The organism is Flavobacterium sp. F52 (assembly GCF_000278705.1).
Taxonomy (GTDB): domain Bacteria; phylum Bacteroidota; class Bacteroidia; order Flavobacteriales; family Flavobacteriaceae; genus Flavobacterium; species Flavobacterium anhuiense.
The window spans coordinates 79,474-94,038 of the sequence record NZ_AKZQ01000007.1 but is presented as its reverse complement, the minus strand read 5'-3'; the positions used below and the strand labels follow the sequence as shown (position 1 = coordinate 94,038).

Genomic DNA, 14,565 nt, shown 5'->3' with positions numbered 1-14,565 from the left:
ACAAATGACAAATGTTTATAATATAAAGCTCAAGAGGAGTAACATGCTCTTTTGCATAAAAAAAGGACAAAATTCACATTTTGTCCTTTTTTTATATTTTAGATAAATTGATTATTTATCGATTGCTCTTTTTGTAATATCTCCAAAAGCATCAATTCTTCTATCTCTGAAGAATGGCCAATTTTGGCGAACATTTTCCTGAAGGTCTAAATCAACCTCAGCAATTAAGATTTCCTCTTTATCGTGCGAAGCTTGGGCTAAAATTTCTCCCTGCGGTCCAGCAATAAAAGAAGCTCCCCAGAATTGAATCCCTTCTGTCCCGTCGATATACTTTTCTAAACCGATTCGGTTTGCAGCTGCAACGAAAACACCATTTGCTACAGCATGACCTTTCATTACGTTCATCCAAGCGCCATATTGATTTTCTCCATATTGCTCTTTTTCTTTTGGATGCCATCCAATTGCTGTTGGGTAGAATAAAACTTCTGCTCCTTTAAGCGCTGTAATACGAGCCGCTTCTGGATACCATTGATCCCAGCAGATTAAAGTTCCAACAGTTCCTTTTTTAGTTTCAATCGCTTGGAAACCTAAGTCACCTGGAGTGAAATAGAATTTTTCATAGAAATGAGGATCGTCTGGAATATGCATCTTACGATATAAACCAGCTTCAGTTCCATCAGTATCGATAATATAAGCACTGTTATGATAAATTCCAGCCATTCTTTTCTCGAAGAAAGGAACAATAATTACTACTCCTAATTCTTTTGCCAATTCGCTGAATGCAATAAATGAAGTGCTGTAAAGTGGTTCTGCTAATGCAAAATTCTCTACATCTTCACTTTGACAAAAATAATGACTGCTATATAATTCAGGTAATAAGATAACTTCTGCACCTTGACTCGCAGCGTCTCTTACCCAGCTGATACATTTTTTAAGATTATTTTCGGCAACATCATTCAGGTTTAACTGAATAACCGATATTTTATACTTTCTTTTCGCCATGACATAAAATTTAGAGTGCAAAAATAGTACTTTTTAAAGGAATGGCAAAGTCGATAACTTTTATATAACAACTAATGGACCTGTATTATTTCATATAAATCAAAAAACCATTTTACATTGAATAAAAATCTCTTGTAAAATGGTTTTAAAATTATATCTAAAAAAAACTTATTCGATAACTAGCTTTTTAACCAAAAATTCTGTTTCAGATTTTCTAAATTTTATTTCAAAAGTTCCTTTTGACTGTGGTGAAAATGTATAAAGTGTATGTAGCGCAGTTGGCGTTTGATTCGCACAAGTTCCCGTAGGGTATTTTGCTTCTATTTGAAATCCTTCTTCTTTACCAATTGATGTACTGCCAATTCTATCAAATTCACCGCAAGCATTATCAACTATAAACGATACATCATAATTAACATCGACACCCACTTTGCCAGTTGCAGGTCCAGAAATCGCTGTAACATTTGCAGCTCTAGAAATAGTTTGAGGTGTTTCTTTTCCATTATCGTCACTGCTGCATGCTACTGAAAAAACAGCTAAAAATAACACTGCCAAAATCGTTTGTATTCTAAAAATTCTCATATAAAATTTAAATTTAGTTATTCTGAATATATTATATAGATGGTGCTAAATTACAAAGGTTGCGTGAAATAATACAAAAAATTTTAAGTGATTATAAAAAACAAAACCATTTTACATTGATTCAAATCTCTGTAAAATGGCTTTCAACCTAAAAAAATATCAGCTAAGCTTCTTATTATTCGATAACTACTTTCTGAGTTAAGAATTCTGTTTCTGATTTCTTGAATTTGATTTCAAAGGTTCCTTTTGTAGTAGACTTGAATTTATAAACTGTTTTCTTTGGTTCTGGCACTTGCTGGGTACAAACTTCTGATGGGTATTTCGCAATTACTTGCAAACCTTTTACAGATCCAATTGTTACTTCCGAGATTTTATCAAATTCTGCACAAGCGTTATCAACTATGTAAGTCACATCGTAGCTTAGTTCATCATTAACTTTTCCTGTTGCCGGTCCTTTAATTTCTGTTACTAAAGCTGCCTTTGTGGTTAGAGCTGGTGCTGAATCCTTATCATCATCACTGCTGCATGAAACAAATCCAATTGATAAAAATAATACTACTAAAGCTGTTTTTAATCTAAAACTTTTCATATAAAATAATAATTAATTGTTAATTACTATGAAGACAATACTTAGTGGCAAAGGTTGCTTAGCAGAAATGTTAAAAAATTCAGACCAATAATTAATCTTTTCAAAACCAACAACTTATTCAATAAAAATTATTAAAAAAAATACCGTTATTTCTTATAAAAATAAAAACTCTCTAAAATAGCCCCGATAGAAACGGCATCTTTTTGTTGTGGGGTTCACAACAAAAAATATAGTGAATAGCGGGACTGAACTTTCTTTTAAATGAATCACTCCTGCTCCTAAAACAAAAAAACACCAGCGTGTACTGGTGTTTCTTTTACTATTTTTTTTAAAGCTGAATTAAGCTGTTTTCTTTTGAAAAATCTTTTTGAAAAGATTTACAAAAAGTAAAACTATAAATCCTAGAACTAATCCAACCGTAAATTCTTTGAAGATTGAAGGGATTTTAATTTCTTCTGACAAATGGTGAAAAAATGGAATATAATGTACAAATATTCCTCCAGCCACTAAAAGTAAAGCAATCGTCCCAATTACGGTTAAACTTTTTATTACAAACGGAAGTGCTTTTACTAACAAGTTTCCGATAAATCTTGAAAGACTCTTTTCACTTTTGCTAGATTTAATAAGCTTAAAACCTGCTTCGTCCATTCTAACGATAAGCGCTACTATTCCATAAACCCCAATTGTAGCTACGACTGCAATTATCGAAGTTACAATTATTTTCTGCAGGAGAGGCTGTTCCATTACAGTTCCTAATGCGATAATCACGATTTCAACCGAAAGAATAAAATCTGTTACAATTGCCGATTTCACCTTGTCCTTTTCAATTAATAAAATTTGTTCCTCAGTAAGAACTTCATCTGTAATTCCCTCAGATTCTTCATGTTTATGAGGAACGATAAACTCGTAGATTTTTTCGGCTCCTTCGTATGCTAAAAAAAGCCCTCCTAAAACTAAGATTATTATAATGGCAATCGGAAAAAATGCACTTAAAAGGAATGCAACTGGAAGAATAATGATTTTATTCAATAAAGAACCTTTACTGATAGCCCACAAAACCGGCAATTCTCGTGAAGATGCAAATCCAGAAGCTTTTTCTGCATTTACAGCTAAATCGTCACCTAAAATCCCTGCTGTTTTTTTTGCGGCAACTTTACTCATTACTGCAACATCATCCATAATTGCTGCGATATCATCTAATAGTGCGAAAAAACCTGAACCCATTTTTTAAATTTATTTTTTAGTGACGCGAATCTAGACATTTTGGCTTAATCTGCCCAATAATATTGCATCAAAATTTATCTTTTTATTCGTATTTTTCTGTACAGCATTTTTTAGTTGCATTGTCCTAAAAGAACCCAAAGAATAATAAAAACTATAATGGTTCCGAAACATCCGCCTCCTAATTTTTTAGCACCATATCCTGCTAATAATCCTCTGAAAATATTGTTCATGATTTTGATTTTTTTAATTAATAATTTGCTGATTTTTATAAACTTAAAATTGAATATTTCTTCAAGATTTATTGTTATAAGAATTGTGCAAAAAGTTTCAGAATTCACGGCAAAAAAAAAGCACCAGCTTTAACACTGATGCTTTTCAAGATTAACTAAACAAAAATAATTATTTAACTGTCTGGTTTCTAAAAACCAATTTGCCGTCGAAAGCATCTAATAAAATGATGCTGTCTGTTGTAATATTTCCTGCCAAAATTTCTTTTGACAATTGATTTAAAACTTCACGCTGAACCACACGTTTCACTGGTCGAGCTCCAAAATGTGGATCGTAACCTTTTTCTGCCAAATACCCAATAGCTTCTGGAGTTGCATCCATTGTAATGCCTTGCATAGCCAGCATTTTGGTCACGCTCTTTAATTGTAAACTCACAATTCTCGAGATATTTTCTACCGTAAGCGGTGTAAACATTACAATCTCGTCAATACGGTTGATAAACTCAGGACGAACAGTTTGTTTTAATAATCCTAAAACTTCGTTTTTAGCTGCCTCTGTTGCTGCTTCAACACTTCCTTTTAGGTTTTCAAATTTCTCCTGAATAATATTACTTCCCATATTTGAGGTCATAATAATAATCGTATTTCTAAAATCAGCCAGACGTCCTTTGTTATCTGTCAAACGTCCTTCATCTAGAACCTGCAATAAAATATTGAACGTATCTGGATGCGCTTTTTCGATCTCATCCAACAATACAACAGAATATGGTTTTCTACGAACGGCTTCTGTCAGCTGGCCTCCTTCATCATAACCCACATATCCTGGAGGCGCACCAACCAAACGGCTCACACTGTGGCGTTCTTGATACTCACTCATATCGATACGAGTCATGGCATTTTCGTCATCAAAAAGATATTCAGCCAAAGCTTTTGCCAGCTCCGTTTTACCAACCCCAGTTGTTCCTAGGAACAAGAATGATCCAACAGGTTTTTTCATATCCTGTAAACCGGCACGGCTTCTACGAACCGCATCACTCACTGCTTCTATCGCTTCTTCCTGACCTACTACACGTTTGTGCAATTCATCTTCAAGATGCAATAGTTTTTCTCTTTCTGTCTGAAGCATCTTGGTTACCGGAATTCCTGTCCATTTTGCTACAACTTCTGCTATATCTTCTCTGGTAACTTCTTCTTTGATTAAAGAATTTCCAGATTGGAATTCAAGCAATTGTTTCTGCAATGTTTCTTGGCGTTCCTGTGCTTCTTTTATTTTTCCGTAACGAATTTCAGCTACTTTTCCGTAATCTCCGTCACGTTCTGCACGTTCTGCTTCGTATTTAAAGTCTTCAATTTCGTGTTTTACAGCCTGAATTCCGTCAACGATATCTTTTTCCTGTTTCCATTTTGCATAGATTTCGTTGCGTTCTTCTTTCAGGTTGGCTAATTCCATACCTAAAATTTTCAGTTTGCTTTCTTCTTTTTCACGTTTTATGGCTTCAATTTCGATTTCCAACTGCATGATTTTACGATCCAAAACATCTAATTCTTCTGGTTTCGAATTGATTTCCATACGCAATTTAGAAGCCGCTTCGTCCATTAAGTCGATCGCTTTATCTGGCAAGAAACGATTCGTAATATATCTTTGCGAAAGCTCAACTGCCGCAATAATTGCTTCATCTTTAATCTGAACTTTATGGTGCGTTTCGTATTTTTCTTTGATTCCACGAAGAATTGAAATCGCGCTTTCAGTATCAGGTTCATCGATTAACACCTTTTGGAAACGTCTTTCAAGCGCTTTATCTTTTTCAAAATATTTTTGATATTCATCTAAAGTCGTAGCTCCAATTGCTCTTAATTCTCCACGTGCTAAAGCTGGTTTTAAGATGTTTGCCGCGTCCATCGCACCTTCACCTCCACCCGCTCCTACAAGCGTATGAATCTCATCGATAAACAATACGATGTCACCTTCTGCAGCTGTAACTTCTTTTACAACCGATTTTAAACGTTCTTCGAATTCTCCTTTGTATTTCGCTCCGGCAATCAAAGCTCCCATATCTAATGAGAAAACGATTTTTTCTTTTAAGTTTTCAGGAACGTCACCATCCACAATTCTGTGCGCTAATCCTTCTGCAATCGCAGTTTTACCAACTCCAGGCTCACCAATAAGCATAGGGTTGTTTTTGGTTCTACGAGTCAAAATCTGCAATACACGACGAATTTCTTCGTCACGTCCAATAACTGGATCTAGTTTTCCTGTACGAGCTAATTCGTTTAAATTTTTAGCATATTTATTTAGCGAATTATAGGTTTCTTCTGCCGAAGCTGAAGTTACTCTTTCGCCTTTTCTTAATTCTTCAATAGCAGCTTTAAGACCCTTTCCTGTAACTCCCTGATCTTTTAAAATCTGAGAAACTTTACTTTTTGAGTCAAAAATGGCTAAAATTAAATGCTCGATCGAAACGTATTCGTCGTTCATTTTTTGTGCGATAATTTCAGCTTCATTCAAAGCTTTATTAGCATCTCTGGAAAGCATTACATCTCCTCCAGAAACTTTTGGAAAACTCTGAATTGTACTGTCTAAAATTTGTAAAAACAAAGGCACATTTACATTTAGTTTTTTCAAGATAAATGGTGCCACGTTTTCATCAACTTCAAAAATAGCTTTGAAAATGTGTTCATTTTCAATTTGCTGTTGGCCATTTCGCTGTGCTAACTGCTGAGACAGCTGAATGGCTTCTTGCGATTTAATAGTAAACTTATTTATATTCATATTTTTACGTTTTTGATTGATTTTATTTGTTTGACATTTTATAAGATTAAAGTTACGATTTATTGAGGTACTTTTTTAACTCAAATAATTTAACTTTGCATTGAAACAGACAAATTATATTCCATAGCATAAAAACAGACAAAAAGACAGTTTAAATCAAGTTTTTCTCGATTTAACGCGTCAAAAAGTCATAAAACAAGCCAAATATGAGTTTTTTTAATTCAATCTTCGGAAGTTCTGAGAACTCAGAAGCCGCAAAAAGTAAAGTAAACTGGACAGAATTAACCGATATGCTTCAATTAATGGAAATTGAAGCCATTTCTCAAGAAAGACCAGTTGTAATTTTCAAGCATAGCACAAGATGCAGCATCAGCCGTATGGCTTTAAAGCAATTTGAAAGAGAATTTGATCTTGAAGGTGTGGTTGATGCGTATTTTTTAGATTTAATCGCACACAGAGATATTTCAAATGAAATCGCCAGCCGATTTGGCGTTTATCACGAATCTCCACAATTGATTTTAATCAAAAACGGAAAAGCAGTTTACGATGTTTCGCACAGCGATATTGATGCTGAAGCGTTAAAAAGCAAGATCTAAGTTATAAATTATGAGTTGTGAATTATGAATTATGAGTTAATTACTTAACTTAGAATACAACAAATTTTAAAAATTAAAAGCCTGAAATTATTTGTATAATTCCAGGCTTTTATATTTTTACGCCAAGTCCAATTTTAATTCAAATTAGCGCTCAACTCATAATTCATAATTCACAACTCATAATTAAACTTAAAAACTTCCATCAGATCCGCCTCCACTGAAACCTCCTCCTCCAAACTCCATTGGAGAAGCTTGCGGCTTTACTTCTGGTTTCATACCGAAAGTTGAAGCTACAACTAAAGCTTCTGCATTTAATAAGCTATCTGAATGATTGATTCTATCTGGTTTAAAAGTCAGACCGCTTTCTTTTTCTTTTAAATTTCTAATTGAAAAATAAGCAATTCCGAATAAAACTATACCGCCAAGTGTAAGCGCAACCTCAATCGGTAAAACCGAATGATAAAATCGAATCGTATAAATTGAAAATCCTATAGCTAAAAAGCTAATCCAAAGCATTAATCTGTCTTTCGTTTTTAAAGCCTGAACCAAATAAAGTACTGGAACTATAAAAGTGAAAGCATAAAAGAAATATGCAAACGGAATATCTATTCCATGTTTTACTTCTGTTCCTAAAAGCTCTGCTGAAAGTTCTCTAACAACCAAGTAATTACAAGAAAGATAAAATAAAACTAGACAAAAACTATTTGCCAATAATAGTCCGTTGTAATAATACCTTTCGTTCAGACGATTCATCATTTTTTTCGTCAAAAAGTAAAAAACTCCTGCAAAAATCATTGCTGTAAATGGTAAAATAGCTTTTCCGATATCTCCAAATTCAAACATTCCAAAAAACAAAAATGCCGTTGCAGAAAGGCAGAACACAAGCATTGAAATTACATGCAAATACCTTAGAAAGATAAAAAGCGCTCCAACTGCTACAAAAAAAGCAATTACCATTTCGTAACCTTCCGTTGTTATTCCTATTGCCGCTCCTAAGCATAAAAGCGCACTCAATATAAAAGCATCATCTAAACCGTGATTATGAAATTCTTGATTCGCAAGCAATTCTGTTCCTACAAATCCAACCACAGCAAAAATATAACAGCAGATTTTAAAAAATGTATTCTCAGCGCTTAGCCCAAACAAAGAAATTGCTCCACAAATTGAACCAAATAATAAACAGCCAAGCAAAAAGAAACCTATTCTAACAAGGATATTTTTCTGGCTTTTTAAAACTGGAAGTTCTTTTTCTATAAATTTCTTCTGTTCTTTACTGATAAAACCTCCTTTGTACAAAGCATCCGCTTCATCCGTTAAAACCTCATTATCCAATAATTGTTTGTTGTATACTATCATTCTGCGATTTCTTTATGGAAGTTTTTAATCAATTTAATAAACATAATAATCGAACCAACAAAGTAAGCTGGCAACAAGAAAATAAGTAATTCCCAAATATCAGAGAAATCAACATTTTCAAAAATTCTGAACAAAACAATGTTTCCGCCGATATAAGCGTAAACAATCATAAATACATATAGAGACATGGCTTTATACTGATAACTGGCTTTATAAAAATAATACGTTGAACCAGCTAAAATTAGAGCAAATAGTATCCAAGTTAAAGTATCATAACCGGTTAAATTACTAATTGCCGCGATGCTTACAATGTGTAGCGCAAAAGTGAGAAAAACCAAACCAAAATGAGCTTTGAGTGAAATTCGCTCGCTATAGATTGTCCATAAAACCAATAAAACTCCTAACATTACTGCTGAATAGCTTAAACTTTGGCTTGCATACAAATTATTGCTGTCATTAAATATATCTTGTGGTGTAACTGAAAGTCCCACATAAGCCGCCAAACCAGTAATTGCAATAGTTAAAACGCTTCGATTATCAAAATAATATGCGCAAAAGAAACTAACAATGGTTGGTACTAAAGTCGCCAATCCGTAATGCTCTCCAAAGGGTTTATATTGAAATTGGAGATACCCAATGAAAATACAGGTTAGAATATTTCCCGCCAAAACCAGATATTCTAAAACAGGATGTTCAAATGTTGTTTCTGATTTCTGAAAACCTTTGGAATGTTTGAAACAATAAAAAAAGCAAACTGCAATCACAATTAAAAGCAATGATAAAATGGCAATATGCCCGATGGTATCAATATTTTCATAAATCAAAATTCCAATTCCTGAAGTAAACAGCAATACTGATAAATAAAGGAACAATTTTAATTCCGCATTTAATGAAAAGATTTTTAGGCTTCTATAGGTTTTAACTTCTTCAAACTGATTTTCAGTAATTAAGCCTTTCTCAAAAAGATGGAGGGTCGACTGATCTTTGAATTTTTCCATTGGCGTGTTTTAAACTGGCACATCAAATATATGTATTTAGCATGAATTTTCTGCTTTTAACCTAACAACCTTTACTATTTTTTATAAATATATCTACAATTTATTTGATATTATAAACGTAAAAACAACATTTATAATTCTAAAAATCAAAACCTTAAAACACAAAATCTGATAAATTAATTTGAAATTATTTTAATTCTTTTACATTTGTGCAATCGATTACATTTACAATTAAAACCACAAAAAACCACACTTTAAAAAATGAAAACAAAAATTATTTTATTAGCATTGCTTCTGCCTTGCTCCTTTCTGTTTGCTCAAAATTATTTTATGAGTGCTCCCGAAGGATTTGGCGCCTCCGCAACTGGCGGTGGGAATGCAACTCCCGTTACAGTTACTACTCTAGCTGATTTGACTGCAAAACTAAAACTAACTACACCACAGGTTATTTTAGTTTCAGGAACTATAAATTGCACTTATACGAGTTTATTGGTGAATGATAAAACCATAATTGGCCTTCCGGGCTCACGATTATTAAATCTGGATCAAACGGCTGCTGGCTCAGGGATTTTAAGTTTGAAACCTGGTTCTAATAACATTATCATAAGAAATTTAATTTTTGAAGGACCAGGCGCATATGATGTTGATGGGCGTGACAACCTTACTTCAGAAGCAACGAATCTTTGGGTCGATCATTGCGAATTTCAAGACGGAGTGGATGGCAATTTTGACAATAAAGGCGCTGCCGATAACGTGACTGTTTCTTGGTGCAAATTCATTTATCTGAAAGCGCCAAAAGCTGGAGGTTCTGGCGGAGCAGATGATCATCGCTTTTCTGATTTGGTGGGCTCTTCTAAAACTGATGCTCCTTCTGACGGCCATTACAGCATCACTTTTAAAAATTGCTATTGGGCTGAAGGATGCAAAGAAAGAATGCCAAGAGCAAGAAATGCTGAACTTCATATTTTAAACTGCTATTATAATACCTCTGTTTCTGGTTCACTAGCCATTGGTTTAGGCGGCGGAAGTAATAACACAACTTGCTACGTTGAAGGAACTGATTTTGCTAAAATTGGAACTGCCTTTAAAAATTATGTAAGTACTGATGGTGGAACAATCGGAATTACCTTTACAGATTGTTTGAATGCGCCTGCAAATTCAGGAACTGCAGTTACAAAACCTTCTTACCCTTATAGTGTTCTGCCAATCGGGAATGTTGCGGGCTATATTTCAAACGCTTCGTGCGGAGCCGGAGCGACACTTCAGGTTACTCCTCAAGGCGTTCTTTCTACAAGCTGCAATAATTTAGGCCTTAATGACAATAATTCAAATAATCTGGATTTGAAGTATTATCCATCAGTTATAAATCGTCTTTTGAATATTGATTTTTCAAGTTCAGATAATGGTTTAGCTGAAGTACATTTATTTTCATCGAATGGATCGAAAGTATATTCGCATTCAAAAAATGTATCTCCTGAAGAAAAATTAGAACTAAACGTTGGCAATCTTGCAAAAGGCATTTATGTGTGCAAAGTACAAATTGACAATCGAAGCAAAACATTTAAATTAGTAAAAAACTAATTCTTCTATAAATCAAAAGGTCATTGATTTGTTTCAATGACCTTTTTACTTTTTACAGCTTATTTTTCACATTTAACAAAACTAAAAAGCCGCTTTCATTTTATCTTTTATTGCATCTAAGCATAAATTGTTGATACTGCCTTCATGCGTATGTTTTGTCGCTTTTGGAGACTGATACGTTCCTGATTCTAATTGTTCAGCAACAGCTTTGTAAGCATCTCTAAACGGCATTCCTGCAACAACCATTTCGTTTAGAGTATCTACAGTAAATAGATAATCGTATTTTTTATCTTCTAAAATATGATCTTTTACTGTAATGTCTTTTATTGAAAAGATTGCAATATCCAAACAAGCTTTCAGGTTTTGAATCGCTGGAAACAAACCTTCTTTTAAAAGTTGTAAATCTCTATGATAACCACTTGGAAGATTGTTTGTAATCAAAGTGATTTCGTATGGAAGCGCCTGAATTTTATTGCATTTTCCTCTGATTAATTCGAAAACATCTGGATTCTTTTTGTGAGGCATAATGCTCGAACCTGTTGTAAGATGCGCCGGAAGTCCAATAAAATCGAAATTCTGGCTCATATACAGACAAACATCCATCGCAAATTTTGACAACGTTCCTGCAACGCTTGTCATTGCAAAGGCAACTGTTTTTTCTGCTTTTCCACGGCTCATTTGTGCCGCAACAGCATTGTATTTCAAAGTTTCGAAACCTAACTCCTGAGTCGTAAACGTTCTGTTGATTGGAAATGAACTTCCATAACCAGCTGCAGATCCCAACGGATTCTGATCTACAATTTTTGAAGCAGCATTCAGCATTGTAATATCGTCGATCAAACTTTCAGCATAAGCAGAAAACCACATTCCGAATGATGATGGCATTGCAATTTGCAAATGCGTATAACCTGGTAATAACACATTTTGATGTTTTTCTGCCGATTCCATCAACAAATCAAACAATGTTTTTACCTGCTCTTTGATTGTTTTTAATTCATCTTTTAAATACAAATGAACATCTACTAAAACCTGATCATTACGAGAACGCGCGGTGTGGATTTTCTTTCCTGCATCGCCTAGTTTTACCGTTAACAGATATTCAATTTTAGAATGGACATCTTCAAAACTATCTTCGATTTCGAAATTACCTACTACAATATCTGCAATAATTTCGTTTAAAGCATCAACCAAAGATGTTGTTTCTTCCTGAGTTAATAAACCAATCTGACCCAACATTTTGGCGTGCGCGATTGAACCTAAAGCATCATATTTTGCTAAAACTAAATCCAGTTCACGGTCGTTTCCAACGGTGAATTGTTCGATTTGTTTATCTGTTGGTATTCCTTTTTCCCAAAGTTTCATAGGTCTTATTTTTTTGCCACGACTCGAGCGCTAGCGAACTGGCGAAGCAATTCACGAATTATTTTTTTCAAATCTTTGCGATTATTTTTTCGAATTAATTCGAATTAATATTTCATTTCAATAGTAAAAAAACAATTCGTGAATTGGTGGCGGTTTTTCTTTTATTATAATTTAAAGAAACCCGTTAGTATTTTGATATACAGGTCGATTCCTTCTACAATTTCATTTACAAAAATAAATTCGTCTGCTGAATGCGAACGCAATGTTTCTCCTGGCCCTAATTTCAGAGACTGACAGCTTAAAACGGACTGATCTGAAAGTGTTGGCGAACCATACGTTGTTCTTCCTAAAGCAATTCCTGCCTGAACCAAACCGTGCTCGATTGGAATAGACGATGAATTTAAGTGCATTGATCTTGGTGTTACTTCAGCGTTTACATTTGCTTTTACCACTTCCAAGATTTCGGCATTGGTATAACGGTCTGTTACACGAATGTCAACTACTAAATCACATTCTGAAGGCACAACATTGTGCTGCTTTCCTGCGTTAATCTGCGTTACAGTCATTTTTACAGGACCTAAAACGTCTGAGATTTTGTCGAATTTATAGTTTTTAAACCACTCCATTACTGGAATTGATTTATATAATGCATTATCGTCGTTTTGATGTGCAGCGTGGCTTGCAGTTCCTTTTACTTTTACATCAAGAACTAAAAGTCCTTTTTCAGCAATTGCCAATTGCATTAAAGTTGGTTCTCCTACAATAGCGCAATCTAGTTCTGGTAAATGTTTTAAAACACTGTTTAAACCGTTTTTACCACTACTTTCTTCTTCCGCAGAAGCCACAATTACAATATTGTGAGAAAGGTTCTGATTTTCGTAAAAATGTACAAAAGTCGCTAGTAATGAAACTAAACATCCTCCAGCGTCGTTACTTCCTAAACCAAATAATTTTCCGTCTTTTTCGATTGCTTTAAACGGATCGTTGGTATACGCTTGATTTGGGCGAACAGTATCGTGATGTGAGTTTAGTAAAAGTGTCGGTTTGTTTTCGTCGAAATATTTGTTGAAAGCCCACACATTGTTGTTTTCTCTCTTGAAAGGAATTTCATTCTGATTGAACCAATTTTCTATTAAAAGAGCCGTCTGATCTTCTTCACTTGAAAATGAAGGGGTTTCGATTAAGCTTTTTAATAAACTAATTGCTTCTTGGGTAAGCGTATCTATATTTTTCATTTTAATAAGGTTCAAAGGCTCAAAGGAACAAAGCAGCAAAGTTTTTGAGCTTTCCTTTGACCATTTTTACTTGCGCAAATTTATTTAAAATACCTCGCGCGCTCTATTTTTTTGCCACTAATTACACGGATTTCCAAACATTATTTTTTTGTTGTAGATTTAAAATCAAAATGAACTTTTTAATGTTTCTCTAAAATTATTTTCTCTTTTAACAGCAAAAATCAAAGTCAATTTGTGGCAACATTTTTTATAATGTAATTGTTGTATGTGGAATATCCGAATTTTGAAGCATTCTGTGATGTCCAATTTTGATTTTCTGCACGCCTCTTGACAAACTATTGAAACAGTTATCCAATTTTGGAATCATTCCGGAATGGATTACTTTTTCTTCTTTTAGTTTATTATATAATGTCTCGTTGATTTCTGTAATTACAGATGATTCGTCTTCTGAATCCATTAAAACACCTTGTTTTTCAAAACAGTAGGTCAGCGTAACATCAAAAACTTCAGATAAAGCAATTGATAGTTCACTTGCGATTGTATCAGCGTTGGTATTTAACAATTGTCCGTTTTTGTCGTGTGTGATGGCACAAAAAACAGGAACAACTGCAGCTTCTAATAAAGTCGCTAGTAATTTGGTATTGACTTGTTTTACATCGCCCACAAATCCGTAATCGATCGTAGGGTGATTTCTTTTTGTCGACTGGATTAAATTTCCATCAGCTCCCGAAAAACCGATCGCATTATTGTCTTTAGCCTGTAACTGCGCTACAATATGTTTGTTGATTTGTCCTGCATAAATCATCACCACAACATCAAGCATTGGAGCATCTGTAATTCGGCGTCCGTCAATCATTTGCGGAACTAATCCAATACTCTGTGCCATTTTTGTAGCCGATTTTCCACCGCCGTGAACTAAAACTTTATATCCTTCTATTTTAGAAAAATCGGTTAAAAATTGCTCTAATTCTGCTGAATTATCGATGATGTTTCCACCTATTTTTATTACGGTAACTTTCTTCATGAGGTTGAAAGGTTCAAAG

12 protein-coding genes are annotated in these 14,565 nt (G+C 34.1%); 2 read left to right on the top strand and 10 right to left on the bottom strand.

What is annotated here, in order from left to right:
- Nucleotides 1–111: 111 nt before the first annotated feature.
- From FF52_RS03970 to clpB, 5 genes are all read right to left on the bottom strand, one after another.
- Nucleotides 112–1,002 (bottom strand): carbon-nitrogen hydrolase, encoded by an 891-nt coding sequence (locus FF52_RS03970; RefSeq protein ID WP_008463142.1) that lies wholly within the window; start codon nucleotides 1,000–1,002, stop codon nucleotides 112–114.
- Nucleotides 1,003–1,170: 168 nt separating this feature from the next.
- The gene (locus FF52_RS03965) at nucleotides 1,171–1,584 is read right to left on the bottom strand and encodes a hypothetical protein (RefSeq protein ID WP_008463140.1); all 414 of its coding nucleotides are present in this window, start codon (nucleotides 1,582–1,584) and stop codon (nucleotides 1,171–1,173) included.
- A 175-nt stretch (nucleotides 1,585–1,759) separates the two neighbouring features.
- Complete coding sequence (locus FF52_RS03960) at nucleotides 1,760–2,173, bottom strand: hypothetical protein (RefSeq protein WP_008463138.1); 414 nt, start codon at nucleotides 2,171–2,173, stop codon at nucleotides 1,760–1,762.
- 339 nt (nucleotides 2,174–2,512) lie between these two features.
- Nucleotides 2,513–3,397 (bottom strand): DUF808 domain-containing protein, encoded by an 885-nt coding sequence (locus FF52_RS03955; RefSeq protein WP_008463137.1) that lies wholly within the window; start codon nucleotides 3,395–3,397, stop codon nucleotides 2,513–2,515.
- A gap of 399 nt (nucleotides 3,398–3,796) precedes the next feature.
- Nucleotides 3,797–6,394 (bottom strand): ATP-dependent chaperone ClpB, encoded by a 2,598-nt coding sequence (gene clpB, locus FF52_RS03945; protein ID WP_008463135.1) that lies wholly within the window; start codon nucleotides 6,392–6,394, stop codon nucleotides 3,797–3,799.
- A gap of 206 nt (nucleotides 6,395–6,600) precedes the next feature.
- Between clpB and ytxJ the strand changes: the two genes are divergently transcribed.
- The gene (gene ytxJ / locus FF52_RS03940) at nucleotides 6,601–6,990 is read left to right on the top strand and encodes a bacillithiol system redox-active protein YtxJ (protein WP_008463134.1); all 390 of its coding nucleotides are present in this window, start codon (nucleotides 6,601–6,603) and stop codon (nucleotides 6,988–6,990) included.
- 189 nt (nucleotides 6,991–7,179) lie between these two features.
- Here the strand turns inward: ytxJ and FF52_RS03935 are convergent, their stop codons facing one another.
- Together FF52_RS03935 and FF52_RS03930 are read right to left on the bottom strand one after the other, a co-directional pair.
- Nucleotides 7,180–8,346, bottom strand: coding sequence for a hypothetical protein (locus tag FF52_RS03935; RefSeq protein ID WP_008463133.1), 1,167 nt, complete (start codon nucleotides 8,344–8,346; stop codon nucleotides 7,180–7,182).
- Nucleotides 8,343–9,344: a DUF2157 domain-containing protein gene (locus FF52_RS03930; protein WP_008463132.1), complete on the bottom strand. Its 1,002-nt coding sequence runs from the start codon at nucleotides 9,342–9,344 to the stop codon at nucleotides 8,343–8,345. Before FF52_RS03930 ends, FF52_RS03935 begins: the two co-directional genes overlap by 4 nt.
- A gap of 261 nt (nucleotides 9,345–9,605) precedes the next feature.
- On the opposite strand from FF52_RS03930, the gene FF52_RS03925 reads away from it, so the two are divergent.
- The gene (locus tag FF52_RS03925; protein ID WP_008463130.1) at nucleotides 9,606–10,925 is read left to right on the top strand and encodes a T9SS type A sorting domain-containing protein; all 1,320 of its coding nucleotides are present in this window, start codon (nucleotides 9,606–9,608) and stop codon (nucleotides 10,923–10,925) included.
- A gap of 81 nt (nucleotides 10,926–11,006) precedes the next feature.
- Here the strand turns inward: FF52_RS03925 and argH are convergent, their stop codons facing one another.
- From argH to argB, 3 genes are all read right to left on the bottom strand, one after another.
- Nucleotides 11,007–12,287: an argininosuccinate lyase gene (argH, locus tag FF52_RS03920; RefSeq protein WP_008463128.1), complete on the bottom strand. Its 1,281-nt coding sequence runs from the start codon at nucleotides 12,285–12,287 to the stop codon at nucleotides 11,007–11,009.
- 164 nt (nucleotides 12,288–12,451) lie between these two features.
- Nucleotides 12,452–13,522: a M20 family metallo-hydrolase gene (locus FF52_RS03915; RefSeq protein ID WP_008463126.1), complete on the bottom strand. Its 1,071-nt coding sequence runs from the start codon at nucleotides 13,520–13,522 to the stop codon at nucleotides 12,452–12,454.
- A gap of 247 nt (nucleotides 13,523–13,769) precedes the next feature.
- Nucleotides 13,770–14,546: an acetylglutamate kinase gene (gene argB, locus FF52_RS03910; RefSeq protein WP_008463124.1), complete on the bottom strand. Its 777-nt coding sequence runs from the start codon at nucleotides 14,544–14,546 to the stop codon at nucleotides 13,770–13,772.
- Nucleotides 14,547–14,565 lie beyond the last annotated feature (19 nt).

Bases quoted from the DNA above. Each gene is read 5' to 3' on its own strand.
- FF52_RS03970 (WP_008463142.1), bottom strand. From the start codon at position 1,002: ATGGCGAAAAGAAAGTATAAAATATCGGTTATTCAGTTAAACCTGAAT.
- FF52_RS03965 (WP_008463140.1), bottom strand. From the start codon at position 1,584: ATGAGAATTTTTAGAATACAAACGATTTTGGCAGTGTTATTTTTAGCT.
- FF52_RS03960 (WP_008463138.1), bottom strand. From the start codon at position 2,173: ATGAAAAGTTTTAGATTAAAAACAGCTTTAGTAGTATTATTTTTATCA.
- FF52_RS03955 (WP_008463137.1), bottom strand. From the start codon at position 3,397: ATGGGTTCAGGTTTTTTCGCACTATTAGATGATATCGCAGCAATTATG.
- clpB (WP_008463135.1), bottom strand. From the start codon at position 6,394: ATGAATATAAATAAGTTTACTATTAAATCGCAAGAAGCCATTCAGCTG.
- ytxJ (WP_008463134.1), top strand. From the start codon at position 6,601: ATGAGTTTTTTTAATTCAATCTTCGGAAGTTCTGAGAACTCAGAAGCC.
- FF52_RS03935 (WP_008463133.1), bottom strand. From the start codon at position 8,346: ATGATAGTATACAACAAACAATTATTGGATAATGAGGTTTTAACGGAT.
- FF52_RS03930 (WP_008463132.1), bottom strand. From the start codon at position 9,344: ATGGAAAAATTCAAAGATCAGTCGACCCTCCATCTTTTTGAGAAAGGC.
- FF52_RS03925 (WP_008463130.1), top strand. From the start codon at position 9,606: ATGAAAACAAAAATTATTTTATTAGCATTGCTTCTGCCTTGCTCCTTT.
- argH (WP_008463128.1), bottom strand. From the start codon at position 12,287: ATGAAACTTTGGGAAAAAGGAATACCAACAGATAAACAAATCGAACAA.
- FF52_RS03915 (WP_008463126.1), bottom strand. From the start codon at position 13,522: ATGAAAAATATAGATACGCTTACCCAAGAAGCAATTAGTTTATTAAAA.
- argB (WP_008463124.1), bottom strand. From the start codon at position 14,546: ATGAAGAAAGTTACCGTAATAAAAATAGGTGGAAACATCATCGATAAT.